The sequence below is a fragment of the Candidatus Kaelpia imicola genome (assembly GCA_030765505.1).
Lineage (GTDB): Bacteria > Omnitrophota > Gorgyraeia > Kaelpiales > Kaelpiaceae > Kaelpia > Kaelpia imicola.
Genome location: JAVCCL010000010.1, coordinates 24200 through 50468, shown reverse-complemented (window position 1 = coordinate 50468; position 26269 = coordinate 24200). Strand labels below are relative to the sequence as shown.

The 26269-nt window shown below is 40.1% G+C and carries 39 protein-coding genes and 1 pseudogene; all 40 read left to right on the top strand.

Annotated features, from left to right (window positions below):
* On the top strand, window positions 1-131 hold a 131-nt coding region (locus P9L98_02010), incomplete at its 5' end, for an elongation factor Tu (protein ID MDP8216082.1).
* Between the two features lie 25 nt (window positions 132-156).
* Window positions 157-471 carry a 30S ribosomal protein S10 gene (rpsJ, locus tag P9L98_02005; protein ID MDP8216081.1) on the top strand — a complete coding sequence of 105 codons (315 nt, stop codon included), beginning with the start codon at window positions 157-159 and terminating at the stop codon, window positions 469-471.
* Between the two features lies 1 nt (window position 472).
* Window positions 473-1114 (top strand): annotated as a pseudogene (gene rplC / locus P9L98_02000) (50S ribosomal protein L3).
* Window positions 1115-1388: 274 nt separating this feature from the next.
* Entirely contained in the window at window positions 1389-2033 is a 645-nt protein-coding gene (rplD, locus tag P9L98_01995; GenBank protein ID MDP8216080.1) for a 50S ribosomal protein L4, read from the top strand.
* Complete coding sequence (gene rplW / locus P9L98_01990; protein ID MDP8216079.1) at window positions 2030-2302, top strand: 50S ribosomal protein L23; 273 nt, start codon at window positions 2030-2032, stop codon at window positions 2300-2302. Before rplD ends, rplW begins: the two co-directional genes overlap by 4 nt.
* A 7-nt stretch (window positions 2303-2309) precedes the next feature.
* Window positions 2310-3125 (top strand): 50S ribosomal protein L2, encoded by an 816-nt coding sequence (gene rplB / locus P9L98_01985; GenBank protein ID MDP8216078.1) that lies wholly within the window; start codon window positions 2310-2312, stop codon window positions 3123-3125.
* A gap of 1 nt (window position 3126) precedes the next feature.
* A complete protein-coding gene (gene rpsS / locus P9L98_01980) occupies window positions 3127-3414 on the top strand; it encodes a 30S ribosomal protein S19 (GenBank protein ID MDP8216077.1) in 288 nt (95 codons plus the stop codon).
* Window positions 3415-3423: 9 nt separating this feature from the next.
* Window positions 3424-3813, top strand: a complete 390-nt coding sequence (gene rplV, locus P9L98_01975; protein MDP8216076.1) for a 50S ribosomal protein L22 — start codon at window positions 3424-3426, stop codon at window positions 3811-3813.
* Window positions 3814-4473: a 30S ribosomal protein S3 gene (rpsC, locus tag P9L98_01970; protein ID MDP8216075.1), complete on the top strand. Its 660-nt coding sequence runs from the start codon at window positions 3814-3816 to the stop codon at window positions 4471-4473.
* Window positions 4474-4476: 3 nt separating this feature from the next.
* Window positions 4477-4893 (top strand): 50S ribosomal protein L16, encoded by a 417-nt coding sequence (gene rplP / locus P9L98_01965; GenBank protein MDP8216074.1) that lies wholly within the window; start codon window positions 4477-4479, stop codon window positions 4891-4893.
* Window positions 4890-5099 carry a 50S ribosomal protein L29 gene (rpmC, locus tag P9L98_01960; GenBank protein MDP8216073.1) on the top strand — a complete coding sequence of 70 codons (210 nt, stop codon included), beginning with the start codon at window positions 4890-4892 and terminating at the stop codon, window positions 5097-5099. The genes rplP and rpmC overlap by 4 nt, the downstream gene beginning before the upstream one ends.
* On the top strand, window positions 5099-5347 hold the full coding sequence (gene rpsQ, locus P9L98_01955) for a 30S ribosomal protein S17 (protein MDP8216072.1): 249 nt from the start codon (window positions 5099-5101) through the stop codon (window positions 5345-5347). Before rpmC ends, rpsQ begins: the two co-directional genes overlap by 1 nt.
* Window positions 5344-5712, top strand: a complete 369-nt coding sequence (rplN, locus tag P9L98_01950; GenBank protein MDP8216071.1) for a 50S ribosomal protein L14 — start codon at window positions 5344-5346, stop codon at window positions 5710-5712. The genes rpsQ and rplN overlap by 4 nt, the downstream gene beginning before the upstream one ends.
* Window positions 5713-5722: 10 nt before the next feature.
* On the top strand, window positions 5723-6034 hold the full coding sequence (gene rplX, locus P9L98_01945; protein ID MDP8216070.1) for a 50S ribosomal protein L24: 312 nt from the start codon (window positions 5723-5725) through the stop codon (window positions 6032-6034).
* Window positions 6035-6036: 2 nt separating this feature from the next.
* Window positions 6037-6585 (top strand): 50S ribosomal protein L5, encoded by a 549-nt coding sequence (rplE, locus tag P9L98_01940; protein ID MDP8216069.1) that lies wholly within the window; start codon window positions 6037-6039, stop codon window positions 6583-6585.
* Between the two features lies 1 nt (window position 6586).
* Complete coding sequence (locus P9L98_01935; protein MDP8216068.1) at window positions 6587-6772, top strand: type Z 30S ribosomal protein S14; 186 nt, start codon at window positions 6587-6589, stop codon at window positions 6770-6772.
* 9 nt (window positions 6773-6781) lie between these two features.
* Complete coding sequence (rpsH, locus tag P9L98_01930; protein MDP8216067.1) at window positions 6782-7180, top strand: 30S ribosomal protein S8; 399 nt, start codon at window positions 6782-6784, stop codon at window positions 7178-7180.
* Window positions 7181-7190: 10 nt separating this feature from the next.
* Complete coding sequence (rplF, locus tag P9L98_01925; protein MDP8216066.1) at window positions 7191-7730, top strand: 50S ribosomal protein L6; 540 nt, start codon at window positions 7191-7193, stop codon at window positions 7728-7730.
* A gap of 2 nt (window positions 7731-7732) precedes the next feature.
* Complete coding sequence (gene rplR, locus P9L98_01920) at window positions 7733-8110, top strand: 50S ribosomal protein L18 (GenBank protein ID MDP8216065.1); 378 nt, start codon at window positions 7733-7735, stop codon at window positions 8108-8110.
* 9 nt (window positions 8111-8119) lie between these two features.
* Window positions 8120-8635 carry a 30S ribosomal protein S5 gene (rpsE, locus tag P9L98_01915; protein ID MDP8216064.1) on the top strand — a complete coding sequence of 172 codons (516 nt, stop codon included), beginning with the start codon at window positions 8120-8122 and terminating at the stop codon, window positions 8633-8635.
* Window positions 8622-9062: a 50S ribosomal protein L15 gene (rplO, locus tag P9L98_01910; protein ID MDP8216063.1), complete on the top strand. Its 441-nt coding sequence runs from the start codon at window positions 8622-8624 to the stop codon at window positions 9060-9062. Before rpsE ends, rplO begins: the two co-directional genes overlap by 14 nt.
* Before the next feature lie 6 nt (window positions 9063-9068).
* Window positions 9069-10412 (top strand): preprotein translocase subunit SecY, encoded by a 1344-nt coding sequence (gene secY, locus P9L98_01905; protein MDP8216062.1) that lies wholly within the window; start codon window positions 9069-9071, stop codon window positions 10410-10412.
* On the top strand, window positions 10409-11086 hold the full coding sequence (locus P9L98_01900; GenBank protein MDP8216061.1) for an adenylate kinase: 678 nt from the start codon (window positions 10409-10411) through the stop codon (window positions 11084-11086). The genes secY and P9L98_01900 overlap by 4 nt, the downstream gene beginning before the upstream one ends.
* Window positions 11087-11096: 10 nt before the next feature.
* Window positions 11097-11849 carry a type I methionyl aminopeptidase gene (gene map, locus P9L98_01895; GenBank protein ID MDP8216060.1) on the top strand — a complete coding sequence of 251 codons (753 nt, stop codon included), beginning with the start codon at window positions 11097-11099 and terminating at the stop codon, window positions 11847-11849.
* A 1-nt stretch (window position 11850) separates the two neighbouring features.
* Window positions 11851-12066: a translation initiation factor IF-1 gene (infA, locus tag P9L98_01890; GenBank protein MDP8216059.1), complete on the top strand. Its 216-nt coding sequence runs from the start codon at window positions 11851-11853 to the stop codon at window positions 12064-12066.
* Window positions 12067-12080: 14 nt separating this feature from the next.
* The gene (rpmJ, locus tag P9L98_01885) at window positions 12081-12194 is read left to right on the top strand and encodes a 50S ribosomal protein L36 (protein ID MDP8216058.1); all 114 of its coding nucleotides are present in this window, start codon (window positions 12081-12083) and stop codon (window positions 12192-12194) included.
* A gap of 45 nt (window positions 12195-12239) precedes the next feature.
* On the top strand, window positions 12240-12617 hold the full coding sequence (gene rpsM / locus P9L98_01880) for a 30S ribosomal protein S13 (protein ID MDP8216057.1): 378 nt from the start codon (window positions 12240-12242) through the stop codon (window positions 12615-12617).
* Window positions 12618-12619: 2 nt separating this feature from the next.
* A complete protein-coding gene (gene rpsK, locus P9L98_01875; protein MDP8216056.1) occupies window positions 12620-13015 on the top strand; it encodes a 30S ribosomal protein S11 in 396 nt (131 codons plus the stop codon).
* 12 nt (window positions 13016-13027) lie between these two features.
* Window positions 13028-13654, top strand: coding sequence for a 30S ribosomal protein S4 (gene rpsD, locus P9L98_01870; GenBank protein ID MDP8216055.1), 627 nt, complete (start codon window positions 13028-13030; stop codon window positions 13652-13654).
* A 12-nt stretch (window positions 13655-13666) separates the two neighbouring features.
* Window positions 13667-14668 carry a DNA-directed RNA polymerase subunit alpha gene (locus P9L98_01865; GenBank protein ID MDP8216054.1) on the top strand — a complete coding sequence of 334 codons (1002 nt, stop codon included), beginning with the start codon at window positions 13667-13669 and terminating at the stop codon, window positions 14666-14668.
* Between the two features lies 1 nt (window position 14669).
* On the top strand, window positions 14670-15299 hold the full coding sequence (gene rplQ / locus P9L98_01860) for a 50S ribosomal protein L17 (GenBank protein MDP8216053.1): 630 nt from the start codon (window positions 14670-14672) through the stop codon (window positions 15297-15299).
* A 32-nt stretch (window positions 15300-15331) separates the two neighbouring features.
* Window positions 15332-16486, top strand: a complete 1155-nt coding sequence (locus tag P9L98_01855) for a pyridoxal phosphate-dependent aminotransferase (GenBank protein MDP8216052.1) — start codon at window positions 15332-15334, stop codon at window positions 16484-16486.
* Window positions 16479-17735, top strand: a complete 1257-nt coding sequence (locus P9L98_01850) for a 3-isopropylmalate dehydratase large subunit (protein MDP8216051.1) — start codon at window positions 16479-16481, stop codon at window positions 17733-17735. Before P9L98_01855 ends, P9L98_01850 begins: the two co-directional genes overlap by 8 nt.
* A 1-nt stretch (window position 17736) precedes the next feature.
* Window positions 17737-18057, top strand: coding sequence for a hypothetical protein (locus tag P9L98_01845; GenBank protein ID MDP8216050.1), 321 nt, complete (start codon window positions 17737-17739; stop codon window positions 18055-18057).
* A 64-nt stretch (window positions 18058-18121) separates the two neighbouring features.
* On the top strand, window positions 18122-18559 hold the full coding sequence (locus P9L98_01840; protein ID MDP8216049.1) for a hypothetical protein: 438 nt from the start codon (window positions 18122-18124) through the stop codon (window positions 18557-18559).
* Between the two features lie 56 nt (window positions 18560-18615).
* Entirely contained in the window at window positions 18616-19776 is a 1161-nt protein-coding gene (locus P9L98_01835) for a GuaB3 family IMP dehydrogenase-related protein (GenBank protein ID MDP8216048.1), read from the top strand.
* A 63-nt stretch (window positions 19777-19839) separates the two neighbouring features.
* On the top strand, window positions 19840-21372 hold the full coding sequence (gene guaA / locus P9L98_01830) for a glutamine-hydrolyzing GMP synthase (protein ID MDP8216047.1): 1533 nt from the start codon (window positions 19840-19842) through the stop codon (window positions 21370-21372).
* A 31-nt stretch (window positions 21373-21403) separates the two neighbouring features.
* Window positions 21404-24829 carry a DNA polymerase III subunit alpha gene (locus P9L98_01825; protein ID MDP8216046.1) on the top strand — a complete coding sequence of 1142 codons (3426 nt, stop codon included), beginning with the start codon at window positions 21404-21406 and terminating at the stop codon, window positions 24827-24829.
* Between the two features lie 37 nt (window positions 24830-24866).
* Entirely contained in the window at window positions 24867-25937 is a 1071-nt protein-coding gene (gene tgt / locus P9L98_01820) for a tRNA guanosine(34) transglycosylase Tgt (GenBank protein MDP8216045.1), read from the top strand.
* Window position 25938: 1 nt separating this feature from the next.
* A complete protein-coding gene (gene yajC, locus P9L98_01815) occupies window positions 25939-26232 on the top strand; it encodes a preprotein translocase subunit YajC (protein MDP8216044.1) in 294 nt (97 codons plus the stop codon).
* Window positions 26233-26269: the final 37 nt, after the last annotated feature.

Sequence of the window (26269 nt, the reverse complement as noted above, 5' to 3'; positions counted from 1 at the left end):
TGCCCGGTGATAATGTTGAATTTGTAATAGAGTTAATCAAGCCCGTAGCACTTGAGAAGGAACTGCGTTTTGCTATCCGTGAAGGCGGTAGAACGGTAGGTGCCGGGGTTGTTTCTGAAATTATAGAATAAATCATAGAATAGAGAGCATAGAGAGATGGCTAAAGAAAGCAAAATGAAAATAAGAATAAAATTGAAGGCTTACGATCACAGATTGATAGATCAATCTGCAGAAGAGATAGTCAAGACTGCAAAGAGGACAGGAGCAAAAGTTTCAGGTCCGATACCATTGCCTACCCGTAAAGAGATATTTACTGTTATAAGGTCTCCTCATGTCTTCAAGAGATCCAGAGAGCAGTTTCAGCTTTGTACGCATAAGAGATTGATTGAGATGTTGGAGCCGACAGCTAAAACTATTGATGCCTTAAGGAAGTTAAATCTTCCTGCAGGAGTACATGTGGAGATAAAGTAATATGGCTGTGGTAAAAGGCTTATTAGGTAAAAAAATAGGAATGACGCAGGTTTTTCAAGAGAATAGAGCTATACCTGTTACAGTTATCTCTGCAGGTCCTTGTTATGTCATGGCTGTTAAGAGAAGAGAGATTGATGGTTATGATGCTATAAAGATAGGCTATGAACAAGTTAAGCCGAAAAAGAGGAGATTGACTAAGCCTCGCTTGGGTGAGTTCAATAAATTGAAGATAAAACCTTTAAAAGATGTGCGTGAGATAAGGATAGAGGATGGCTCTGTGTTAGATAATTATAAAGTAGGAGAGGAGCTAAAGGTAAACATCTTTAAACAAGGTGAGTTTTTAGATGTTACATCATATTCTAAAGGTAAGGGTTTTCAGGGCGGTGTAAAACGTTGGGGATGGAGCATTGGTCCTAAGTCTCACGGTAGCAGGTCGCATAGATCTATTGGCTCTATAGGGCAGAGCTCATCCCCGTCCCGTGTTTTTAAAGGGCTGCATATGGCAGGCCATATGGGTGATGATAAAGTGACAATTCAGAATCTTGAAATTGTAGATTTAAATCTTGAGAACAATCTTATTCTGCTTAAGGGTGGCATACCCGGGGCCAGAAACTCTATGGTTATATTAAGGAGTGCTAAGAAGAAAAGCTCCGAGTTTTTTAAACCTGAAGAACAAGAGAATGTTAAAGAAGAGAGAAAAGATAAAAATATAGGTGAAGAGGTCTCTGGTAAGGCTGAGGAATTAGCTGAAGCAGAAGAAGGACAGGTTGCACAGGAAGACGTTGTAATTAAGTCTCAAGAAGAGCAAGAGTCTATCAAAGGTCAGAAAACAGAAGAAGATTTAGATAATAATAAAAAGGAAGAGACGGGTAGACCAAAGAAAATAGAACAAGGCCTTAAGGATTCAGAAAAAGATAATGAAGAAGACTGATTATACAATAGATATTCTCAATATCTCTGGAGATAAGGTTGCTGATTTTGAGCTGGATAAGGACGTTTTTAATGGCAATGTAAACAGAAAACTCTTACATCAGGTTATAACATCTTATCTTGCAAATAAAAGGCAGGGTACAGCTTCAACCAAAACCAGAGCAGAAGTGAGTGGCGGTGGTAGTAAACCTTGGAAACAGAAGGGTACCGGACGTGCCAGGGTAGGGAGCAACAGGTCTCCTATCTGGAGAGGCGGTGGAACTGTATTTGGGCCTAAGATGAGGGATTATTCTGTAAGGATTCCTAAGAGAATGAAGGTGGAAGCCTTGAAATCCTCGCTAAACGCTAAACTATTAGACCAGGAGCTGGTCTTAATTGAAGATTTTCAGATAGAGGAACCTAAGACCAAAGGTTTTGTAAAAATAGTTAAAAATTTAGGATTAGATAAATTGAAAGCCCTTTTTGTGTCGGAGAATGTATCAGATAATATGCGTCTATCTTGTAGAAATGTAGAGGGTGTTTTCATAAAGAGCTTTGCAAATTTAAATGCTTATGATGTTTTAAATTGTAAAAAGATAGTTTTATCTAAAGGGGCTTTAAGTGGGGTTAGTGAGAGGATAAAGAGAAAATGAATGAGTTTAAAGTGATAAAGAGGTTATTAACAACAGAGAAGGGCGCTATGCTATCTCAGTATAACAAGTATACGGTAGAGGTTGATAAGAGAGCTAATAAAATAGATATCAAAAAGGCTGTTGAGAAGATCTACAAGGTAAAAGTTGAGTCTGTTGCTACGGTTAGGATAGTTCCGAAACCAAGAAGATTGAGATGGACTGAACCTGGTAAGACTTCCAGCGGTAAAAAAGCGATAGTAACCTTAGTTAAAGGTTATACGATAGAATGAGGTAATTATGGCTATTAAGAAAAGAAGACCATTAAATCCATCGTTAAGGTTTCAGAGTTACTCTGATTTTAAAGAGATAACAAAGAAGAGCCCAGAGAAATCTCTCCTTGAGCCTTTGAGTGAGAAAGCTGGCAGGAATAATCATGGCCACATTACAATGCGTAGACGTGGTGGCGGAGTTAAAAGGCGCTACAGAAGGATTGATTTTAAAAGAGATAAGAGGGATATGGAAGCAAAGGTGATAGCGATTGAGTATGATCCTAATAGAAGTGCTAGAATTGCATTATTAGAATATACAGATAAAGAGAGAAGATATATTATCTGGCCTTTGGGTTTAAAAGTAGGCGATACTGTCATCTCTTCTGAGAATGCCGAGATAAAGTCCGGTAACTCTATGCCTCTTAAGAATATCCCCAGCGGGGTATCTATTCATAATTTAGAATTAGCAGAAGGCAAGGGAGCTCAGATTGTGCGCTCTGCCGGTTGTTGGGCGCAGATTATGGCAAAAGAGGGTAATTTTGCACACATAAAGATGCCTTCAGGCGAAGTTAGACGGATAGATGTCAACTGCTATGCGACTATAGGTCAGGTAGCAAATTCCGATCATATGAACATATCGATTGGTAAAGCAGGAAGAAATAGATGGCTTGGGAAGAGACCCAAGGTTAGAGGTGTAGCGATGAACCCGGTAGATCATCCTATGGGTGGTGATACAGCTGGCGGTAGACCGTCGTCCTCTCCATGGGGATGGCCGTCTAAGGGGCTTAAGACACGCAATAAAAATAAGCAATCTAATAAATTCATTGTAAAAAGGAGAAAATAGTATGCCCAGGTCATTGAAAAAGGGTCCATTTGTGGATGAACATTTAATGAAAAAGGTAGAGAAGATGTCAAAGAGCAGCGAGAAGAGACCTATTAAAACTTGGTCTCGCCGTTCAACTGTGATACCTGAGTTCGTAGGTTTTACTTTTGAGGTACATAATGGCAGAAGTTTTGTTTCACTCCATGTTACGGAGAAGATGGTTGGTCATAAACTGGGAGAGTTTGCTCCGACCAGAATTTTTAGAGGACATAGCGGTATTAAATCAAAAGCAAAGATAACTAAAAAATAAGGTATTATTATGGCGGTTACAAAAGCACATGCACGGTTTGTAAAGATTTCACCTCTGAAGGTGAGATTGGTTTTGGATCTAATTAGAGGCAGGGATATTATCTCTGCTGAAGGTCTGCTTTTGAATATGAATAAGAGAGGGGCTCAGATTATAGCCAAACTGCTTAAATCTGCAGCAGCTAATGCCCTGAACAACAACTCTCTTGAAAGAGATCTTCTTTATATATCAAGTGCCTATGCAAATCAGGGTCCTGCTTTAAACAGGTTCCGGGCTGCTACTATGGGTAGGGTCTCTCCGATAAAGAGAAGGACTTCTCACGTTACAATAGAGCTCGATTATAAAAGCAAAAGGTCGGCAGTAACTAAAGCTAAAACAGTAAAAGAAGGAGGAAAGAGATAGATGGGTCATAAAGTGCACCCTTTTGGGTATAGGCTTGGATATATAAAACAGTGGAAATCCAGGTGGTTTACGCAACCTGAAAATATTAAGGTTTTTATAGGCGAAGACTATAAGATACGTAAATATATTAAAAATAGTTTGAGATACGCTGGTATCTCTAGTATAGAGATTGAAAGATATCCTGAAAAAGTAAAGGTAGTCATACATACTTCACGTCCCGGAGTTATCATAGGTCGGCGGGGGGTTGAGATAGACAAAATTCAAGAAGCTTTGCAGGTGATTGTCAAAAATAAGGATATCGCAATCGATATAAAAGAGATTAAATTTCCTGCTGCCGATGCACAGCTTGTTGCTGAAAATGTTGCGTTTCAAATGGAAAAAAGGGTCTCACATAGAAGAGCTATGAAGAGAGCGATGCAGATGGCTAATGAAAATGGTGTTAAAGGTATAAAGATAAACTGTTCTGGTAGGCTTGGCGGACATGAGATTGCAAGAGCAGAGTCCTACAAGAGCGGAAAGGTTCCTCTTCAAACTTTAAGGGCGGATATCGATTATGGTTTTGCTGAATCAAGGACTACGGTAGGATTAATAGGTGTAAAAGTGTGGATCTATAGAGGCGATGCTGTTTTAGAGAAGGAAGAGATAGGAGAGGAGTCTTAAGTTATGGTTTTAATGCCTAAGAGAGTGAAATATCGTAAAACCCAGCGTGGAAAACGCAAGGGAGTATCTAAGGGTGCTACTAAGATAGCATTTGGAGAGTTCGGGCTTCAGGCGTTAGGGAATGCCTGGATTACAAATAGACAGATAGAGGCTGGACGTGTTGCTATCATGAGGCGTCTTAGGCGTGGCGGTAAGCTCTGGATTAGAATATTTCCGGATAAACCTGTGACAAAAAAACCGCTTGAGACCAGAATGGGTAAAGGTAAGGGTGTGGTTGAGCATTGGGTGGCTGTTGTTAAAAGAGGAAGAGTTATCTTTGAGCTTGAAGGTGTTCCAGAAGATTTAGCTCGCCAGGCTTTTAAACTGGCCTCAGATAAGCTGCCCATAAACTGTAAGTTTGTAAAGAGAGAGATAATATGAAAGTCAAGGATTTAAGAAATATGACCGACGAAGAGCTGAATCATAAGCTTGAGGATTTATATGATAAGCTATTGCATCTGCGTAGCGATATTAAAGTCGGTAAGCTGCAGAAACCCCACGAGATTGGAGTTTACCGGTCTGATATTGCGAAAATTCATACAGTAATCAGCGAAAGAAGTAAGAAAAAGAAAAGTGAGGCCTCGTAATGAAAGATAGAGCTAGAAGAAAAGAATTAACAGGAGTGATTCTCTCTGGCAAGATGGAGAAGACTCTTATAGTTAGAGTAGGCAGGACTATAAAGCACCCTCTTTATAAAAAGAGGATCAGAAAATATAAGCGATTTAAAGTGCATGATGAAAAGAATGAAGGTAGGGAAGGTCAGAAGGTCAAGATAATGGAGACAAGGCCTCTTTCGAAAGAGAAGAGGTGGAGATTGGTCGAGGTTATAAAATGATACAGATGAGATCACTTTTAAAAGTTGCCGATAATACAGGAGCTAAGAAGATTGCCTGCATAAAAGTAATAGGACGTTCTAATAAGAAGTTTGCTTCAATCGGTGATACCGTTGTTGCTTCCGTGAAAGAGTCGGCTCCGGATGGGGTTGTCAAGAAAGGCGAAGTTGTTAATGCTGTAGTTGTTAGGACCGCTTTTCCAATCAAAAGAAGTGATGGTTCGATGTTAAGGTTCGACGGCAATGCTGCTGTTATAATAGATAAGCAGAAGAATCCTAGAGGTACTCGTGTCTTTGGTCCTGTGGCCAGAGAGTTGCGAGATAGGGATTTTATGAAAATAATATCTTTAGCACCGGAAGTGTTGTGAGGAGTATCTTATGAAGAGGTTAAGAAAGGATGATACCGTTGAGGTTATTGCAGGTAAAGATAAAGGTAAAAAAGGTAAGGTTTTAAGAGTCTACCCTAAGAGAGAGAGAGCTCTTATTCAGGGTGTCAATATAACAAAACGCCATATGAAGCAGAGGTCTCAGGATACTCCGGGCGGTATAATTGAGTTAGAGAGCCCGCTTACTTTAGCCAATCTTCTACCTCTTTGTAATAAGTGCGGTAGAGGTGTTAAGGTTGGGTTTAAGACTCTGGAGGATGGTACGAAGATAAGAATATGTAGAAAGTGTAAAGAGGCTATCTAATTATGCAAGCAAGACTTTACGAAATATACAAAAATAAGATTGTAGCAGAACTCAAAGATAAATTTGGGTTTCGAAATATCCACCAAGTTCCTTCTCTAAAAAAAATAGTTGTAAATATGGGTGTAGGTGAAGGCTCGCAAAGCCTTGAGGTTTTAGAGAGAGCAATGGAAGAGCTCTCTATGATAACCGGTCAGCAGCCCGCGATACGCAGAGCCAAGAAGTCGATTGCTAATTTCAAGATTAGGCAGGGAGATTCTGTAGGGTGTAAGGTTACTTTGCGCAGAGATAAAATGTATGAGTTTCTGGATAGATTGATAAATATAGCTTTGCCTCGTGTCAGAGATTTTCAGGGCATTCCCGGCAATAAGGGTTTCGATGCTGGAGGTAACTATACCTTGGGGCTTAAAGAACAGACTATATTCCCTGAGATTAATCTGGATAAAGTAAAGAGGGTTCAGGGGATGGATATAAGCTTTGTTACAACTGCCAAGAACCGCGATGAGGTCTATGCGCTGCTATCAGCGTTTAATTTTCCGTTTAGGAGGAAATAGTATGGCAAAGAAGTCTCAAGTCTTAAAACAACAGAAGAAACAAAAATTTAAAGTAAGAGAGTACAATAGATGTCAGATCTGTGGTAGACGACACGGTTATATAAGAAAATTTGGTCTCTGTAGAATCTGCTTCAGAGAGATGGCGCTTAAAGGTGAGTTGCCTGGTGTTACAAAGGCCAGCTGGTAGGAGGTTTAAATGAGTATATCTGATCCTTTAGCGGATGCTTTTGTTAAAATTAAAAATGGCTATAGAGTAAGCAAGGAGAGTGTTGATATAAAATTTTCCAAATTACTCCTTAAGGTTGTTGAGATTTTAAAAGCCCAAGGGTTTGTTAAAGAGTTTAAAGTTATGGAGGATAATATTCAGGGTGTTATTCGGGTATATCTTAAATATTTAGCTAGAAATAAACCTGCTCTTAAGGATATAAAGAGAATATCTAAGCCGGGTTGCAGGATATATGTTGACAAAGATAATATCCCGAAAGTCTTAAACGGAATAGGTTTGGCTATATTAACAACTTCAGGCGGTCTCCTCAGCGATGAAGATGCCAGGAAAAACAATCTGGGCGGCGAAGTGATCTGCCAAGTATACTGAGGTATAAAAGATGTCACGTATAGGTAAAAAACCCATTAGTATCAATGCTAAAGTAAAAGTAAGAATAGAGAATAGCATTACGTACGTTGAAGGTTCCAAAGGGAAGTTGGAGTCTCCCATTCCAGAGGGTATAATTGTTGAGGTTGGCGAGAATCAAATCGTTGTAAAGAGGAGTAGCGGGGAGAAGAGATTTCGTGCTTTGCATGGTTTGACCAGGTCTCTGGTTAACAATATGGTGACAGGAGTAACTGAAGGTTTTCAAAAAGAATTGGAGATTATAGGTGTAGGTTACAAGGCTCAAGTTCAGGGTAAGAAGTTGAGCTTGCAGATCGGTAAGTCTCATCCCGTGGAATACTCAATACCCGATGGTATCTCTATAGAGATACCCAAGCCTACGGTAATTATTGTTAAGGGTATTGATAAGCAGTTTGTTGGAGAAGTAGCTGCTGAGATAAGAGCTTATTATCCGCCCGAGCCTTATAAGGGCAAGGGAATAAGATATAAAGGTGAATATGTGAGAAAGAAAGCAGGCAAAGCAGGAATTAAATAATTATGGAATTAAGAACATTCATTAAGAAGAAAAGAGCGGCACACAAGAGGCGACATGGTAGAATAAGAAGAAAGGTTTCAGGGACTCCTGAGAGACCCAGGCTGTCTATCTATATCAGTCTATCCTATATTTATGTGCAGCTTATCGATGATATCAAGGGTCAGACTTTAGCCTCCTTCTCTTCTTTAGAGTCAGAGTTAAAGGATGAGGTTAAGTCTAAGGTCTCTCTGGAGGCTGCAAAGATAGTCGGTGCTCACATTGCAGAGAAGGCTAAAGAAGCCGGAGTAAAGAAAGTTGTTTTTGATAGCAGCGGATATAAATACCACGGAAGAGTAAAGACTCTAGCCGATGCGGCAAGAGAAGCAGGGTTGGAATTTTAAAGGAGGTATATAGTGCCTGAAAATCAGGAAATTACATTACTGGAAAAAGTGATAGCAATTAATCGGGTTACCAAGACGAATAAAGGAGGCAAGACCATATCCTTTAATGCTCTTGTAGCCGTTGGTAATGGAAGAGGCAGAGTCGGTATTAGTCTTGGCAAAGCTCATGAGGTTGTCGAGGCAATTAAGAAAGGCATAAAGTCTGCACAGAGAGATGTAGTTACAATAAAGCTTTTAGGTTCTACGATTCCTCATGATGTGCTTGGTAAGTTCGGCGCTTCTAAGATCGTTTTAAAACCTGCTTCAGCCGGTACCGGTGTTATCGCTGGCGGTGTTGTACGTGCGATATGTGAGATGGTGGGAATAAAGGATATTCTTACAAAGTCTCTGGGTTCTCCTACTGCTATAAATTTAGCAAAAGCGATGATGGACGGTTTAAAACAGTTAAGAGTCAGTAAAAGCGGTGTAGATATAGCGAAAGAGGAAGTGGAAAAAGCTCAAGAGGTGAAAGATGCAGTTGAATGATTTAAAAGCACCTCGCGGTGCTAAAAAGAATAGAAAGAGAGTTGGCCGTGGAGTCGGGTCGACAAGAGGTAAGACTTGTACAAGAGGAATGGATGGACAGAAATCCAGAAAGAGCCCCGGCATAGCAGCCTATTTTGAAGGTGGACAGATGCCTCTTATTAGAAGAATTCCTAAAAGGGGTTTTAATAATAAAAGATTTGCTCGTTCTTTTCAGACTATCAATCTCTCTGACTTAGAAAATATAAGTTTATCTGAGATAGATCCCAAAGTTTTAAAGAGCAATGGTTTGATACGGTATTCAAATAAGCCGGTTAAAGTTTTAGGAGACGGTCAGTTAAAGAAAAAAATTAAAATCTCTGCCCACGCTTTTAGTGCAGCAGCAAAAGAGAAAATAGAGTCTAATGGCGGAGAGGTTAAGGTAATATGATAAAAGATGATTAGAGGTTTAGTTAATACTTTTAAAATCAAAGATTTACGCCGTAAGATCTTAATAACTTTGGCTCTTATCGCTGTATACAGGATAGGGTCGTACATACCTACACCAGGCATAAATGGTCAGGCTTTATCTGAGTTTTTTAAAAGCCTTGCAGAGACACCAGGCGGAACTCTGTTTGGAATGATAAATATGTTTAGCGGCGGTGCTATGAGAAGGCTTACTATTTTTGCTCTGGGTATTATGCCTTATATCTCTGCATCTATTATACTGCAGGTTCTTACTCCTGTTATTCCGGCTCTGGAGAGACTTGCTCATCAGGATAACGGCAGACAGAAAATCAATCAATATACAAGATATTTTACGGTGATCATTACAATCTTTCAGGCTTTCTTTATAGGTCTCTGGCTTGAGAACCCTCAATATTTTCAGGGTTACCAGATAGTATTTAATCCTGGTTGGAGCTTTAGGTTTACCACTGTTCTTACCCTTGTTACAGGTACTATGTTTATAGTCTGGCTGGGAGAACAGATAACAGAGTTCGGCATCGGTAATGGTATCTCACTTATAATAACAGCCGGTATAATATCGAGGATACCTGCTGCTATGATACAGCTTTATTCTCTCCTTGATCCATTCTCTCCTACAGGAGGTCAGATTCAGCCTTTCACTCTGATTATTATGGCTGCGATGCTTGTTCTTGTGGTCGTAGCAGTGGTTCTTATAACTCAGGGGCAACGGAAAATTCCCGTTCAATATGCAAGGCGTGTTATAGGTAGGCGTGTATACGGCGGGCAGAGCACCTTTATTCCTCTACGAATAAATCAGGCTGGAGTTATTCCTATTATCTTTGCACAGTCTGTGTTGATGTTCCCGGCGACTATTGGAGGTTTTATCGATAACCCGGTTGTCTCAAAAATAGTCTCACTATTTAGTCAGCAAGGAATTCTTTATTATATTTTTTACAGTGGTTTGATTATATTTTTCAGTTATTTTTATACCGCCCTTGTCTTTAATCCTAAAGATGTTGCGGAGAACATGAAGAAGTATGGCGGTTTTATCCCTGGAGTAAGACCTGGTAATAATACTTCAGAATACTTAGATAAGATTATGACCAGGATTATCTTACCTGGTGCAGTATTTCTTGCAGTCATTGCAGTCCTTCCCTCGATTATATCTGCTATTTTGCATATTCCTTTCTTGGTAGCAAGTTTCTTCGGAGGCACGGGTATATTGATTATCGTAGGTGTATTGCTGGATACAGAGAGGCAGCTTGAGTCTCAACTTCTGATGAGGCAGTACGAAGGTTTTATGAGAAAAGGACGTATTAGGGGTAGAAGATGAGAGAACATCTAAATATGATCATAATGGGTTCTCCGGGTGCAGGGAAGGGCACTCAGGCGGATTTAATAGCACGTCATTATAAGATACCTCATATCTCAACAGGAGATATGTTTAGAGAGATTCTTAAAGATAGCAGTAGTGAGATTGCAGCTGAGCTTAGGAGATATGTTGAGAAGGGAGAATTGGTTCCCGATGATGTTGTGCTTAAGATGGTAAGGATGAAATTGTCTGGAGAAGATGCAAATAGCGGTTTTATTTTAGATGGTTTTCCCAGAACCATAGAACAGACCAAAGGTTTAGATATTCTTCTCAAAGAGATAGAGAGAGGGGTAGATATAGTACTTTATTTAAATGCCAGCGTTAATGTTATACTTGAGCGTTTGACTGGAAGGCGCGTCTGCATACATTGCGGAGCTAATTATCATATAAAATATTCTCCAGCCAAAGAAGAGGGGACATGCGACAGGTGCGGTGGCGAGCTCTACCAGAGAGAGGATGATAAGGAAGATACTATCAAAAGACGGTTGGAAGTCTATAGAGAGCAGATTGAAAATATTATAAATTTTTATGACAAGAGAGGCATTCTCTTTAAGGTCTCAGGAGATCTGAGTGCTCAAGATGTATTCAGTCATGTTGAGAAAAAGCTAAAAGATATTAATATTAAGGTTCTCTAATATGTTGACGATGGCTATACCAATAAAAAGCAAAGAAGAGATAGCAGGAGTTAAGAAGGCTTGCAAGAAGACTGCCTCTGTTATGAAGAGGTTAAGCAGGAAGATTAAGCCGGGCGTAACTACTGAGTCTTTGAATAGTGCAGCCGAAGAATTGATTGCCGAACTCCATTGTAAACCCGCGTTTAAAGGCTATATGGGTTATCCAAAGAGCATATGTACTTCTATAAATAATGAGGTTGTGCACGGGATACCGGCTGAAGGTCGTCTTCTCTCTGAGGGAGACATCTTAAGTTTAGATATTGGTGTTGTATATAAAAGTTTTTACGGTGATATGGCAGCTACTTTTGCAGTTGGTGAGATAACCGCTGAAGCGGAAACGTTAATCAGGACAGCAAGAGAGGCTCTCTACAATGGAATATCGTCTGCCTTAAACGGAAATACTTTAGGGGATATATCATCAGCTATACAGCGCTATGTTGAAGATAGAGGTTATTCTATCGTGAGAAAGTTTGTCGGGCACGGCATAGGGAGAGAACTGCATGAGGAGCCTGAGATTCCTAATTTTGGCTCTCCTTCTATAGGGCCTTATCTTGAAAACGGTATGGTCTTCGCACTGGAGCCTATGGTTAATGATGGAGATTATAGGGTCAATATTTTAGAGGATGGCTGGACCGCTGTAACTGAGGATAATAGTCTCTCAGCCCATTTTGAACATACTATTCTTATCTGGGGAAGTAAACCTCAGGTATTGACGGAGTTTTAATATGGCTAAAGAAGAACCTATTCAGGTAGAGGGTAAGATAACGGAGACTTTGCCAAATGCAACTTTCAAAGTAGAGATTGAAGGTGGGCATAAGGTTTTAGCGCATGTATCGGGTAAGATGCGGATGCATTATATTAAAATATTGCCTGGCGATAAGGTATTATTGGAGCTCTCTCCATACGATCTTACCAGGGGAAGGATAATCTATAGGAAGTAATAAGGTGGTTTTTTATGAAAGTAAAATCGTCAGTACGTAAGATTTGTAATAAGTGCAAAATCATAAAAAGGAAAGGTGTTTTAAGGGTTATCTGCACCATTCCGAAGCATAAACAGAAGCAGGGATAATAACTTAAAATGAGAAATGATAAAAGTGTTGAGTAGGAGGATAGTATGGCAAGAATAGTTGGTGTTGAACTTCCTAAAAATAAAAGAATAGAGTTTGCTTTAGCTTATATTTTTGGAATTGGTCGCTCAAGGGCTCAGGAGATACTCAAGGGCTGCGGTATGGATAGCAGTAAGAAGACAGATGAATTGACCGATGATGAGATTTCTCAATTAGCTGATTTTATACAGAAGACTTATACGGTAGAAGGTGAGCTTCGGCGCGAGGTTCAGCAGAATATAAGACATCTGATAGAGATAGGCTCTTATCGGGGCAGAAGGCATAAGTTAGGCCTGCCTGTAAGAGGGCAGAGAACAAAGACAAATGCCAGAACAAGGAAGGGGCCTAGTGCGATTAAGATCAAGAAGAAGAAAAAGGAGGCTTAGTTATGGCTCAACAGCTAAAGAAGAGAGTTAAAAAAAAGAAGATTACAAGGAGAGTCGAATTTGTAATTGCTCATATCCAGGCTCCTTTTAATAATACAATTATCACTATAACCGATAAAGATGGCAATGTGCTTTCTTGGGCAGCAGGCGGCGTTGCCGGTTTTAAAGGAACCAGGAAGTCTACTCCTTTTGCCGCGCAGATTGCATCTAAGCAGGCTGCAAAGCGTGCTCTGGATTATGGTGTTAAAGAGATTACGGTTTATATCAACGGTCCCGGGGCAGGTAGAGAGACTGCCGTTAGGTCTCTTCAGGCAGCAGGTCTTAACATAAGAGTGATTAAAGATATAACACCGATACCGCATAATGGGTGTCGGCCGCCAAAGAGAAGAAGAGTTTAAGGAGGAGCATAGATGAGTCAATTAAGAACTGGAGTCTGTAGGTTATGTAGAAGAGCTGGTATGAAGCTTTTCTTAAAAGGTAGGCGGTGTAATACAGATAAATGCGCAGTAGATAAGAGACCTTATCCGCCGGGGCAGCATGGGAAGAGGCGTATAAGGCATTCAGATTATGGTGTTCGTTTAAAAGAGAAGCAGAAGGTTAAGAATATTTACGGTGTTAGTGAGAAGAAAATGAAGAAATATTATCAAATTGCAGCCAAGACCAAAGGGGTAACAGGTGAGATTATGCTTCAGCTTCTTGAGAGGCGTCTTGATAATGTTATCTTCAGGGCAAACTTTGCTTTAAGCAGATCGCAGGCTAGAGAGCTGGTTAATCATGGGCATATATATCTTAACGGAAGACGGGTAAATATCCCTTCCTGCGTTGTCTCTGTTGATGACGTGATAACAGTTAAGAAAAGAGAGGCTTCCAAGAGTATTATAAAAGCCAACGAAGAGATGGCCGAAGATAGGCCTGTTCCTTCTTGGCTGGAGGTTCCCAAAGGAAAATTAGAAGTTAGGGTCGGAAATTTTCCTGCCAGAGAAGATATTGTAGTTCCGATAGAAGAACAGTTTATTGTTGAATTTTATTCCAGATAAGGAGGGTTAGATATGGGAATAAGAATGAAAGAATTTGCGATGCCCGTTAAGATAGAGTGGGATGAAGATAGCTACTCTCCTACTTATGGAAAATTTATTGCTGAGCCATTTGAAAGAGGCTATGCTGTGACAGTAGGTAACTCATTAAGGAGGATACTGCTCTCTTCTATTGAAGGTAGCGCGGTTACATCCTTGAAGATAAAAGGAGTGGACCATGAGTTCTCTACCATAAAAGGAGTTCTTGAGGATATACCTCAAATAGTATTGAATCTTAAGGGTTTGATTTTAAAGTCTCATTCTCGTGCGCCTAAGAGAGTTACTTTAAAACTTTCTAAAAAGGGAGATTATAAGGCCGGTGATATTACAGCAGATGAGACTGTAGAGATTATCAACCCTGAGCATCGGATTTTAACCGTTACTGAGAATATAGACGTTGATATTGAGATGGAGATAGGACGTGGCCGCGGTTGGGTTCCAGCAGATAGAAACAAAAGAGAAGACGATTCTATAGGAGTTATTGTAATTGACTCTCTTTTCTCTCCTGTTACCGGAGTGAATTTTAGAATGGAGAATACAAGAGTCGGAGCTGTAACAAATTATGAGAGACTGATAATAGAGATAACAACAGATGGGAGTGTTGAACCTAAAGAAGCTCTGGTCTATGGAGCATATATCTTGCAGAGGCATCTGGATGTTTTTACGCAGATGGGAGAGGTTGTTGAAGAGGGAGAGGAAGAGGTTGTAGATGTGCTTGATCATGATTTTTTAAATAAGATTAAGATGCCTATAACTGAGCTAGAGCTCTCTGTCAGAAGTGCCAATTGCCTTAAAGATGCCAACATCAATACGATAGGAGATCTTGTTCGGTTAACAGAACAGCAGTTGCTTCAGCATCGTAATTTTGGTAAAAAGTCTCTGAACGAACTGCAAGATATTCTAAAAGAGATGAAAATGTCTTTCGGAATGGAATTACCCCAGGAGATAAAGACAAAATTGCAGGAGGAGGCAGTATAAAATGAGACACCGTAAAAAGATTATCTTGCTATCTAAGCCTGCCGATCAAAGGAAAGCTTTGATTAAAAGTCTTGCTATATCTTTAATCAAAAATGAGAGTATAAAGACAACCTATAAGCGCGCTAAGGCGGCGTCTCGCTATATAGATAAGCTTGTAACCTTAGGTAAGAGAGGCGATATACATTCCCGAAGAGAGGTCTATAAGTTATTGCAGGATAGAAGTTTGGTTAAAAAACTCTTTGATGACATTGCTCCCCGTTTTAAGGACATATCGGGAGGCTATACCCGTGTTTTAAAAGCAGACAATAGGCGCGGTGATAATGCCTTAATGGCTATTCTGGAGTTTACAAAGATAAAAGAAGAAGTGATTGAAGATAAGAAGAAATCACGCCGTTTAAGAAAAGAGAAGAGAGCCATGAAAATGGAAAAAGAATTGTCAGGTGATGTTGGCGAGGTAGAGGTGGAGGAAGAGAGAGCGGTTAAGAAGCCGAAGACCGAAAAAGAGGATAAGAAAAAAGAAAGAAAGGAGGTAGATAAAGATTCTAAAAAGAAAGAAGACAAAGGAGATGATAAAGGTAAGGGTTTCTTCCAGGGGTTAAAAGGGTTTTTAAAATCCAGAAAAGAAAAATAGAGTGTTCTTTTAAGTGTTTTAAAATAGATAGCATGGATTTTTCAAAGAGAGTAAAAAGTATATCAGCTTCCCAGACTTTAAAAATAACTTCTCTCATCAAGAAGCTTAGGAGAGAAGGCAGGTCTGTAATAAACTTTGCCGCAGGTGAGCCTGATTTCGATACTCCAGATGAGATAAAATCTTATGCCAAAGATTCCATTGATAGCGGTTTTACAAAATATACTCCGGTTGCAGGTATACTTGAGTTGAGAGAAGAGATTGCAAGGAAGTTTAGGCTTCAGAATAATCTTAAATATAGCCCTAACCAAATAGTAGTTTCCAGCGGCGCAAAACATTCCCTGATAAATGTTTTGATGACCCTGATAGACGAAGGCGACGAGGTGATCATTATGGCTCCTTATTGGTTGAGTTATCCTGAGATGGTGAAGCTGTCATCGGGGGTTCCTGTTATCGTAAGTTTCAGCAGGGAGAGTGGCTTTAGGCCTGACTTTGACAAGCTGAAAGCAGCTATCACCGAAAATACAAAATGTATTATATTGAACAGCCCTACTAATCCAACCGGCATAGTTTGGAGAGAAGACGAGCTGCAGTCTCTTGGAAGGATAGCTTTAGAGAGAGGTATATTTATAATAAGCGATGAGATCTATGAGCACCTCATATATGAGAGTGAACATATCTCTATCGGATCCTTGTCGGGTGAGATCTTTAGAAATACTATAACGATAAACGGTGTTTCTAAGTCACATGCTATGACAGGCTGGCGAATCGGCTGGATTGGTGCGGATATAGAACTGGTCTCTGAGATAACAAAGATGCAGTCTCAGATGACGTCAAACGCATCGAGCATAAGTCAGAAGGCTGCTTTTGCGGCTTTGAAGATGGATGATAGCTGGCTCTCTTTTATAAAGAAGAAGTTTAAAGAGAGAAGAGATGTTATGATGCAGATGTTGGATGGCTATGGGATATCTTTTATAAAACCTGAGGGCGCGTTCTACTTGTTTATGGATATATCGAGGTTTAAAGGCGGTTCTCTCTTTTTTGCTCAGGAGCTTCTGGATAAGAAGTTGGTCGGTGTTATACCGGGTGAGCCTTTTGGGGCTGATGATTATATCCGTTTGAGTTATGCAACATCTATAGAGAATATCAAAGAAGGGATAGATAGGATAGGGAAGTTTTTTAATGGTTAAGACTATATCCGAGAAGATTTTTAGCCTTAAGTCTGAATCAGAAGCAAGGGCAGGTGGTATCGTAAGGGCCAAAGTTGATTTTGCCCTTTCTCAAGACGGGACAAGTTCGCTTGTAATAGATGCATTTAATGCTCTTGGTACTAAAACTTTGAAGGTTCCCAAGAGGTATGCTCTTGTTATCGATCATAGCGTTCCTTCGCCCAACCTGGGTGTTTCAAATATCCATAAAAAGATGAAAGATTTTGCTTTCTCGACCGGAGCAATAATATATACAGAAGGAGAGGGGGTCTGTCATCAGGTTATTATGGAGCATGGCCATGTATTGCCTTCGAATCTTATAACAGGTGCCGATTCTCATACCTGTACTTACGGTGCCTTGAACTGTTTTTCAACCGGAATGGGTTCAACTGATATTGCGATAGTTGCTGCAACAGGGAGGAATTGGTTCAAGGTTCCTTATAGCGTGAAGATTGTATTAAACGGTAAACTTCCTCAGGGTGTTTTTTCAAAAGATATAATACTTCATATTATAGGTGCCCTTGGTGCGAGTTCCTGTACTTATAAAGCAATTGAATTTGAAGGTGATGCTCTATCTGATTTAAGCATGGCAGCCCGCTTTACAATAACCAATATGGCTGTTGAATTGGGTGCAAAGGCAGGGCTAATGCAGTTTGATGATAAGACAGCTGAGTGGCTTAAGGATAAGACCGACAGCATGAAATTTAACCCTGTTAGGGCTGATTCTGGAGCTGAATACGAGTGGGTCAAAGAGTTTGACCTCTCTACCCTCTCTCCTCAGATAGCTAAACCTCATCAAGTGGACAATGTTGTTGACATTGATGGTCTTATCGGGGTTAAGATAGATCAGGGATTTATCGGTACCTGTACCAACGGGAGATTGGAAGATTTAGAATTAGCAGCGAGAATTCTTAAAGATAAGAGAGTCAGGTCCATGTTGATAGTTGCTCCGGTATCCAAGAGTGTGTTAAATCAGGCTCAAGAGAAAGGTCTGATAGATATACTTCTTTCCTCGGGTGCATTAATACTTTCTCCCGGGTGCGGACCGTGTGTGGGTACTCACGGAGGAGTACCTGCTGATAAAGAGATTGTGATATCAACTGCAAATAGAAATTTTAAGGGCAGGATGGGCAATCCAAACAGCTTCATATATCTGGGTTCTCCCGCTACGGTTGCAGCCTCTGTTTTAGAAGGAAAGATAGCCGATCCTCGGAAGTATCTGGATAAATAATATGGTTAATAAGGGAAAGCAGGGTTATATTTTGATAGCTTTAATAGTGCTTATGGTTGCTGTTTTTTCGTTCCGCTTCTTCTATCGCAGTGTAGACTTGAAACAGTATCAGAGTATAGAGTCAGATATGGATATAGAGCAGGTGAAGGCCGTTTTGGGGAGCCCGGTCAGAGTATCTAGGCATTATTGTTCTTGCCATGGTGCATCGGAAGTCTGGCGTTATAATATAAGATTCTCTCTGCTTGCAGTTACAATATGGTTTAAGCCTTCAGCTGGCGGCTCCATGGTTGCTTTTGACAAAGTCTGGGGTTTTGTCTCTTAGCAGCAGGCTTTACCGCTAAAAATTGCTTGCAGTTTAGATGTTTTAATTGTATGATTTAAAAATCATGGATAAAAAAGGTTGGGTTTTAGTAAAACTGTTGCTGATAATCACCGGAGTTCTTATATTTATCTATCTTATTACTCCGAGATTCCAGAAGAATATATATCGGATATGCGACTTAACCACTCAGACAAATTTAGAATCAATAAGGGTGGCCTTACTAAGTTATCATAAAGACAAAGAAGGATGGCCATCTTCTCTGTCTAAGTTGACCCCAAAATATTTAAAGAAGATGCCGAGGGAATTTCTCTCTTCCATTAAAGGGTCTTCAAAGATATTGATTGCCAAAAAGGAAGCTGACTTTATCTCTCAGAGAGGATCTCATCTATCTGGCTGGATATACGGCAGCTACGATCAAAAAGGAGAAGAGAAGTACGCACGTTCTGTATTGCCTATGAGTACGACTCTATCAGATGAAGCAGGCAATACTTCTTCCTGGTGATATAGTTATTGCAACTTTCTTTTTGTGAAATAATTTCAAATTAAAAAGGGGAGAGGATGAAAGTTATAATTGGAGGCAATAGAGAGGCAAGAAGAGCATATGGTTTTGATGAGATTGCTCTCGTTCCTGGACGTATAACTATCAATTCCAGTGAGGTCGATGTTAAATGGTCTCTCGCCGGCAAAGAATACAAAATACCTATCATGGCTGCTGCTATGGATGGTGTCGTAGATGTAAAGTTTGCTATCAAGATGGGCGAATTGGGTGGATTGGCTGTTTTAAATCTAGAGGGAGTTCAGACAAGGTATGAATATCCTGATGAGGTATTGGAGAAGATAACAAGCGAAGATCCTGACGAGGCAACTAAATTGGTGCAGAAGGTATACAAAGAGCCTATCAAGGAAGAACTTATCTCCAGGAGAATAAAGGAGATCAAGGATTCAGGCTGCGATTGTATTGTCTCTGCTATTCCTCAGCGAGCTGAGAAACTTGGAAAGATTGCTCAGGATGCAGGTTGTGACATATTTGTCATTCAATCAACAGTTGCATCTCTGGAGCATATCTCCGATGAATACCCTGTTTTAGATTATAAAAAGTTCTGTAGGGATATGAATATGCCGGTTATAGTGGGGAATTGTGTAACCTATGATGTTGCAATGGATTTGATGCAGACTGGTGCTGCCGCTCTCCTTGTAGGTATAGGGCCTGGTGCAGCTTGTACGACACGGGGGGTCTTAGGTATCGGTGTGCCTCAGGTGACAGCAACCTGTGATGTTGCAAGAGCAAGAGACGACTACTTCAAAAAGACAGAACGGTATGTACCCGTGATTACAGATGGAGGTATGCGTACGGGGGGAGATATCTGTAAGGCTTTTGCCTCCGGAGCTGATTCTGTAATGATAGGATCATCTTTAGCGCGCGCAAAAGAGGCTCCCGGCAGAGGCTATCATTGGGGTATGGCGACTCCGCATTATAATTTACCGCGTGGTACTAGGATATATGTAGGGAGTACTGGGACTCTGGAGGAGATACTGCTTGGTCCTGCCAGAGTTGACGATGGTTCTCAGAATCTTATCGGGGCTCTTCAGACCGCCATGGGTTCTTTAGGCGCAAAAAATATATCTCAGATGCAGAAGGTTGAGATTATCATAGCCCCTTCAATACAGACAGAGGGAAAGCTTTTCCAGCGTGCGCAGAGAGTTGGAATGGGAAAATAGATTGGCTTTTGTCGTCCGGTTGCGGGTTTTTCTTATTTTTGATTTCACTGTTTAGTATTTATTATGGATAAGATATTAATACTCGATTTTGGTTCTCAATATACTCAACTTATAGCAAGGAAGATAAGAGAACTAAATGTTTTCTCTGAAATAGTTCCTTTTAGTGTTAAAGCCCCTGAGGTGACTAGAGTAGCGCCCTCTGGTTTAATCCTTTCCGGAGGTCCAGGCAGCGTTGAGCTGGAAAGATTTCCTCTTCCAGATAAAGATATTTTTAAGCTTGGGATTCCTGTGCTTGGTATCTGTTACGGTATGCAGGTTATGGCCAAATCCTTAGGCGGGCGAATCTTAAATTCAAAAAGGCGGGAATACGGCAAGGTCAGAATATACTCTGGTGATGGTAAGAGCAGGATTTTTAAATCAATCAAAAAAGATTTTATCTGCTGGATGAGTCATGGGGATGAGGTTGGCAGATTACCCCGGGGTTTCAAAAAGACTGCCTATACTGATAATTGCAGTGTTGCTGCTATGGAGTCTAAAGAGGGTCTGTATGCTGTTCAGTTTCACCCCGAGGTTGTTCATACTCAGTATGGAAAAAAAATTCTGAGCAACTTTTTAGATCTATGTAATTGTAAAAGAAAATGGAGACTCTCTTCTTTTGTTAAAGAATCAATAGAGGATATTAAGGTTAGAGTAGGCGAGGGGAGGGTTATTTTAGGTCTCTCCGGAGGGGTTGACTCCTCTGTTGCTGCAATACTTCTTAATAAAGCGATAGGCAATAGACTCCATTCCGTTTTTGTAAACAATGGTTTGCTTAGAGAGGGAGAGGCAGATAAGATAAACCGCATCTTTAAGAAAGATTTTAATATCAACCTCCATTATATTGATGCAGCAGAGCGGTTTTTAGGTGCTCTTAGAGGTATAGTCGATCCTGAGGAGAAAAGAAAGATAATCGGCAATGAGTTCATAAAAGTTTTTGAGTCTATCGCCAAGAAGATAGGAGGTATTAAGTATCTTGCCCAAGGTACTCTCTATCCGGACGTAGTAGAGTCTCTACCTGCATTCGGAGGCCCTTCTGCTAAAATAAAGAGTCACCATAATGTAGGCGGACTTCCTCCTAAGATGAATTTAAAATTAATAGAGCCTTTTAGATTTCTCTTTAAAGATGAGGTAAGAAAGATAGCTAAGTTACTTAAGCTGCCTGATGAGATAGTACATAGACATCCTTTTCCTGGTCCTGGGCTCGGGGTTAGAATCATAGGGGAGATTACAAAAGAGAGGTTAAAGATCTTAAGGGCTGCCGATACTATTATAATTGAAGAGATAAAGGCCCAGGGTTTATATGGTAAGGTATGGCAGGTATTTGGAGTGCTTCTGCCTGTTAAGAGCGTCGGAGTTATGGGTGATGGCCGCAGCTATGAAAATACGCTTGCTATCAGAGCTGTCAAAAGCGTTGATGGTATGACTGCAGATTGGGCTAAACTGCCCTACAGTACCGTCGGATTGATATCAAACAGAATTATTAATGAGGTTAAAGGTATTAACAGGGTGGTTTATGATGTCAGCTCTAAGCCTCCCGCTACTATAGAGTGGGAATAATATTGCATAACCTGTGATTAGTAAATAATATATGATTCATTCAGATTTTGTACACCTTCACTTGCATTCTCAGTATAGCCTGCTGGATGGTGCATGTAAGATTAAGGAGTTAATAGAACTCTGCAATCATCATAAAATGCCTGCAGTTGCAGTGACCGACCATGGCAATCTCTTTGGAGCCGTAGATTTTTACTCTAAAGCGATGGCGGGAGGAGTAAAACCTCTAATGGGGGCAGAACTCTATTTAACTCCTGGTTCCAGGTTTGACAAATCCGGTGGAATTAAGAGCAGGGGACTTCATCATATCACCCTTTTGGCAAAAGATGAAGATGGTTACAGGAATCTGGTAAAACTTGTAAGCCTAGGCTACCTGGAAGGTTTTTACTATAAACCTAGAATAGACAGGGAGGCTCTCTCTCAATATTCCAAAGGTTTGATCTGTTTAAGCGGATGTTTGAAATCAGAGATAAATCAGGCTCTGTTGGGCGGTAATATTCAAAAAGCAAAAGATAGTATCTCTTTCTATAAGAGTATATTCGATAAAGACTCTTTCTACATAGAGATGCAGGATCAATTCTTACCCGAGCAGAGAGATTTAATAAAAGGTGCATTGAAACTTGCCAAGGAGACCGGTACGCTCTATGTTGCGACCAATGATGTGCACTATTTAAGAAAAGAACATGCTCATGCTCATGAAGTTCTCCTGGCTGTCCAGACTCAAACCACTATGGATAATCCAAATAGGTTAAGGTTTAGCACTGATCAGTTTTATTTTAAGTCTCCCCAGGAGATGAAGGAGTTATTTACAGAGATTCCTGAAGCTATATCAAATACTATCTTGATAGCTGGTAGATGTAATGTTGAGTTTGAATTTAACAAGGTTAGGCTGCCTAATTTTAAAGTTTCCAAAGGATATAATCAGAGAGAATATTTGAGCTTGATCTGCCGGGAGAGTCTATCTGAAAAATATCCGAACATAACTGATAGAGTTAAGAGACGGCTGGAATATGAGCTCAATGTCATAAATAATCTTGGTTTTACAAATTATTTTTTAATAGTCAGAGATTTTATAAACTTTGCAAGGGAGCATGATATACCTGTAGGTCCAGGCAGGGGTTCTGCAGCGGGAAGCATTGTAAGTTATCTTTTAAATATCACCACAATAGACCCCTTAAAATATGGATTGCTCTTTGAAAGGTTTCTTAATCCTGATAGGGTCTCTATGCCGGATATAGACATAGATTTCTGTTACGAGAAAAGACAGCAGGTAATTGATTATGTTATTGAGAAATATGGCGAAAATAATGTTGCCCAGATCATAACCTTTGGAACCTTACAGGCCAGAGCTGCAATAAGAGATGTTGCCAGAGCCCTCAATATTCCTTATCAGGAGGCGGATAAGATTGCAAAGTTGGTTCCTCAAGAGCCGGATATGAATATTGAAAAGGCAGTAAAGATTGAACCTGCCCTGGCCAATATGATGACCGATGCTAAATTGAAAGATTTGATTAACACGGCCAAAGTTTTGGAAGGTCTTGCAAGGCATGTCTCTACTCATGCCGCTGGAGTGGTCATAAGCGGTAAGCCATTAGTCGAACTTATCCCCTTGTATAAGGTTCCCGACGGTGAAATCATAACCGGTTATGATATGTCTTCCATTGATAAGGTAGGCCTTATGAAGATGGATTTTCTTGGCCTTAGAACTCTTACGATGATAGATGAGTGTCAGAGAATAATCAAGAGGACCAGGGGTGAGGATGTCAATGTAGAAAACATTACAACAGACGAAAAGGATACCTATAGGCTTCTTTCAGAAGGGGATAGCAGCGGTGTCTTTCAACTTGAGAGTTCCGGGATGCGTTCTTTGCTCAAGAGGTTAAAGCCTGACAAGTTTGAAGACCTGATAGCTATACTTGCTCTCTATAGGCCTGGGCCATTGGGTTCAGGCATGGTAGATGATTTTATCAAAAGGAAGAATAATGAAGTTCATATAAGCTATGAACATATTTTGCTAAAACCTATATTGTCAGAGACTTATGGAATAATACTCTATCAGGAACAGGCTATGCAGATTGCATCCGACTTAGCTGGTTTTACAATGGCTGAAGCAGATATCTTAAGACGTGCTATGGGTAAGAAGTTACCTGAGATGATGAATGAGCAGCGGGATAAATTTATTAAAGGTGCTCAGGTCAATAATGTCAGGGAGAGAAAGGCAGAGAAGATATTCAATTTGATACAGAAGTTTGCCGGCTATGGTTTTAATAAGAGCCACTCTACTGCATATGCAATAATATCTTATCGCACTGCCTATCTTAAGGCTCATTATTTTTCGGAGTTTGTTACTGCGTTGCTATGCAGCGAGATGCACAATACGGATAAATTGAGGGATTATTTACAGTATGCGCAGAAAAAGGGTCTTACGATTTTAGGTCCTGATGTCAACGAGAGTTTTACACGCTTTACTCTTGTCAAAGAGGATGTGATACGCTTCGGGCTCTATGCGGTTAAGAACGTAGGTATTCATGCAGTGGAGTCGATGATAGGTGCTAGAAAAGAGAAGGGCAGATTTAAATCTATATTTGATTTTTGTAAGAGGGTTGATTCCCGTGCTGTAAATAAGAAGGTTATCGAGAGTCTTATAAGGGTTGGAGCTTTCGACTCCATGGGCCATAAACGCTCAGCACTTCTAACTGTTTTAGATAGAGCGCTTGAGGTAGCCCAATTTTTTCAAAAAGATACTCTTAAAGGGCAACTCTCTTTCTTCGATTCAGATGGGGGGTCTTTTGATGTAAATCTGGAAAAATATATTCCCGACATAGAAGAATGGCCAAAAGAAGAGCTGCTTAAATTTGAGAGAAATTTCTTGGGTTTTTACATTTCAGGCCATCCTCTTCAGGAGTATGAGGATATTATAAGCAGATATTCTACGACAGATACTAAAGGTTTGCTTAATCTTAGAGAAGGTTCTGAGGTTACGATTGGAGGATTGATCTCTTTTTTAAATAAAAAAGTTACAAAAGGTGAGAATCAACGCATGGCTATAATGAAGATAGAAGATTCAGAAGGAAGCATCAATGTCATTGCTTTTCCAGAGGTCTACAGTAAGAATGCGGATATTATCGTAGAAGGTAATATAGTTTTTGTAAAAGGGAGATTTATGTTTAGAGGAGAAGAGCCGCAAATAGTTGCGGCAGAGATTCTTGGAGTAGACGAGGCTCCTTACAAGTTCCTTTCATCTGCTTTTATAGAGATAGACGTATCCGAAGATATCGACTCTAAGATGGGCCCGTTATTTGAAATCTTGGAGAGGTACAAAGGTGAAATCCCCTTGAGAGTAGTATGTAAAGAAAAAGGTGCAGATGTGATCTTTGAAACTCAGCAGAAGATAAGTGTAAAAAAAGAACTCTTGAAAGAAGTAAGAGATAGATTAGGAATGGAGATCTTTATTCGTTGAAGTAGAGCCTCTTGAGTGCTTCTTGGATATTTAAATTATGAAAAAGATTTTAGGTCTAGAGTTACCGTTATTTATGCCTGTAGCTACTCAGGGTAGCGTTAAGACTCTTACTCCTTCGGATTTAAGAGAAGCGGGATACAGACTTATTCTGTCCAATGCCTACCATCTTTACTTAAGGCCGGGTGTTGAAATTATTGAAAAAGCAGGAGGATTGGGTGAGTTTATCTCCTGGGATGGTTTGATATTAACAGATAGCGGGGGTTATCAGGTCTTTAGCATGGCTGATTTGCGTAAAGTTAGCGATGATGGCGTTGAGTTCAGTTCCCATATTGACGGTTCCAGACATTTCTTAACACCCGAAGCAGTTTTAGATATCCAGTTTAAATTAAGAAGCAATATAATTATGCCTTTAGATCAGCCCTTGGCATATCCTGCATCGAGGATAGATGCCGAGAGAGCCCTTGATAAGACATTACTTTGGGCAGAGAGAAGCAAAGAGCATTTTTTAAAATATTACGATTTTAAAGATAAAAACAGGCCTCTCCTCTTCGGCATTATACAGGGTGCAACCTATAAGGATTTAAGAGAGAGGGCTATCGAGGAGCTTCTCAATATAAGTTTTGATGGTTATGCGGTCGGTGGAGTCAGCGTTGGGGAACCGAAGAGCTTAATATACGAAGTCATAGATTATGTGGCATCAAGACTGGGCAGGGATAAACCGCTCTATGTTATGGGGATAGGAACTCCGTATGATATATTGAAAGGGGTTGAGGTTGGAGTCGATATGTTTGATTGCATTATTCCTACACGCTATGGTAGGACCGGTACTGCCTTTACCTGGAGCGGTAAGAAGGTTATTCGAAATGCAAGATATAAGGATGATATGTCAAGTTTGGATTCTGAGTGTGACTGCTCTGTCTGCCGCAGCTATAATATTGCCTATATAAGACATCTTCTAAACAGTTCTGAAATATTGGGATTAAGACTTTTATCCTTTCATAATATATATTTCTATAGTAAACTTATGGAAAAAATAAGGGTTGTTTTAGGAGAAGGCAATCTAAGTAAATTAATCAGTAAAATGTCTATATTCTACAAGGAGGAATAGTATGATTTTAGCACAGGTACAAGCACAGCCGAATCCTATGGCTACTCTCTTTCCTTTGATTCTCATCTTTGTTATCTTTTATTTTCTTCTTATCAGACCTCAACGCAATAAACAGAGAGAGCACGATAAGATGATAGGATCTCTTGAAAAGGGGGATTCGGTTGTTACTATAGGTGGAGTGCATGGAGTAATTCAAGATATCAAAAAGGGAGAGTTTCTATTGAAGATAGATGACAATACAAAGGTTCTCCTGGATAGAAGCGCTATCGCAAGGGTCAAGAAGAGCTCCGAATAGAGTTAACCGGGTAATACAGTATCTATTCTAATGATTA

Coding starts and splice junctions, on each gene's coding strand:
- rpsJ (MDP8216081.1), top strand. CDS start 157: ATGGCTAAAGAAAGCAAAATGAAAATAAGAATAAAATTGAAGGCTTAC.
- rplD (MDP8216080.1), top strand. CDS start 1,389: ATGAAGAAGACTGATTATACAATAGATATTCTCAATATCTCTGGAGAT.
- rplW (MDP8216079.1), top strand. CDS start 2,030: ATGAATGAGTTTAAAGTGATAAAGAGGTTATTAACAACAGAGAAGGGC.
- rplB (MDP8216078.1), top strand. CDS start 2,310: ATGGCTATTAAGAAAAGAAGACCATTAAATCCATCGTTAAGGTTTCAG.
- rpsS (MDP8216077.1), top strand. CDS start 3,127: ATGCCCAGGTCATTGAAAAAGGGTCCATTTGTGGATGAACATTTAATG.
- rplV (MDP8216076.1), top strand. CDS start 3,424: ATGGCGGTTACAAAAGCACATGCACGGTTTGTAAAGATTTCACCTCTG.
- rpsC (MDP8216075.1), top strand. CDS start 3,814: ATGGGTCATAAAGTGCACCCTTTTGGGTATAGGCTTGGATATATAAAA.
- rplP (MDP8216074.1), top strand. CDS start 4,477: ATGGTTTTAATGCCTAAGAGAGTGAAATATCGTAAAACCCAGCGTGGA.
- rpmC (MDP8216073.1), top strand. CDS start 4,890: ATGAAAGTCAAGGATTTAAGAAATATGACCGACGAAGAGCTGAATCAT.
- rpsQ (MDP8216072.1), top strand. CDS start 5,099: ATGAAAGATAGAGCTAGAAGAAAAGAATTAACAGGAGTGATTCTCTCT.
- rplN (MDP8216071.1), top strand. CDS start 5,344: ATGATACAGATGAGATCACTTTTAAAAGTTGCCGATAATACAGGAGCT.
- rplX (MDP8216070.1), top strand. CDS start 5,723: ATGAAGAGGTTAAGAAAGGATGATACCGTTGAGGTTATTGCAGGTAAA.
- rplE (MDP8216069.1), top strand. CDS start 6,037: ATGCAAGCAAGACTTTACGAAATATACAAAAATAAGATTGTAGCAGAA.
- P9L98_01935 (MDP8216068.1), top strand. CDS start 6,587: ATGGCAAAGAAGTCTCAAGTCTTAAAACAACAGAAGAAACAAAAATTT.
- rpsH (MDP8216067.1), top strand. CDS start 6,782: ATGAGTATATCTGATCCTTTAGCGGATGCTTTTGTTAAAATTAAAAAT.
- rplF (MDP8216066.1), top strand. CDS start 7,191: ATGTCACGTATAGGTAAAAAACCCATTAGTATCAATGCTAAAGTAAAA.
- rplR (MDP8216065.1), top strand. CDS start 7,733: ATGGAATTAAGAACATTCATTAAGAAGAAAAGAGCGGCACACAAGAGG.
- rplO (MDP8216063.1), top strand. CDS start 8,622: ATGCAGTTGAATGATTTAAAAGCACCTCGCGGTGCTAAAAAGAATAGA.
- secY (MDP8216062.1), top strand. CDS start 9,069: ATGATTAGAGGTTTAGTTAATACTTTTAAAATCAAAGATTTACGCCGT.
- P9L98_01900 (MDP8216061.1), top strand. CDS start 10,409: ATGAGAGAACATCTAAATATGATCATAATGGGTTCTCCGGGTGCAGGG.
- map (MDP8216060.1), top strand. CDS start 11,097: ATGGCTATACCAATAAAAAGCAAAGAAGAGATAGCAGGAGTTAAGAAG.
- infA (MDP8216059.1), top strand. CDS start 11,851: ATGGCTAAAGAAGAACCTATTCAGGTAGAGGGTAAGATAACGGAGACT.
- rpmJ (MDP8216058.1), top strand. CDS start 12,081: ATGAAAGTAAAATCGTCAGTACGTAAGATTTGTAATAAGTGCAAAATC.
- rpsM (MDP8216057.1), top strand. CDS start 12,240: ATGGCAAGAATAGTTGGTGTTGAACTTCCTAAAAATAAAAGAATAGAG.
- rpsK (MDP8216056.1), top strand. CDS start 12,620: ATGGCTCAACAGCTAAAGAAGAGAGTTAAAAAAAAGAAGATTACAAGG.
- rpsD (MDP8216055.1), top strand. CDS start 13,028: ATGAGTCAATTAAGAACTGGAGTCTGTAGGTTATGTAGAAGAGCTGGT.
- P9L98_01865 (MDP8216054.1), top strand. CDS start 13,667: ATGGGAATAAGAATGAAAGAATTTGCGATGCCCGTTAAGATAGAGTGG.
- rplQ (MDP8216053.1), top strand. CDS start 14,670: ATGAGACACCGTAAAAAGATTATCTTGCTATCTAAGCCTGCCGATCAA.
- P9L98_01855 (MDP8216052.1), top strand. CDS start 15,332: ATGGATTTTTCAAAGAGAGTAAAAAGTATATCAGCTTCCCAGACTTTA.
- P9L98_01850 (MDP8216051.1), top strand. CDS start 16,479: ATGGTTAAGACTATATCCGAGAAGATTTTTAGCCTTAAGTCTGAATCA.
- P9L98_01845 (MDP8216050.1), top strand. CDS start 17,737: ATGGTTAATAAGGGAAAGCAGGGTTATATTTTGATAGCTTTAATAGTG.
- P9L98_01840 (MDP8216049.1), top strand. CDS start 18,122: ATGGATAAAAAAGGTTGGGTTTTAGTAAAACTGTTGCTGATAATCACC.
- P9L98_01835 (MDP8216048.1), top strand. CDS start 18,616: ATGAAAGTTATAATTGGAGGCAATAGAGAGGCAAGAAGAGCATATGGT.
- guaA (MDP8216047.1), top strand. CDS start 19,840: ATGGATAAGATATTAATACTCGATTTTGGTTCTCAATATACTCAACTT.
- P9L98_01825 (MDP8216046.1), top strand. CDS start 21,404: ATGATTCATTCAGATTTTGTACACCTTCACTTGCATTCTCAGTATAGC.
- tgt (MDP8216045.1), top strand. CDS start 24,867: ATGAAAAAGATTTTAGGTCTAGAGTTACCGTTATTTATGCCTGTAGCT.
- yajC (MDP8216044.1), top strand. CDS start 25,939: ATGATTTTAGCACAGGTACAAGCACAGCCGAATCCTATGGCTACTCTC.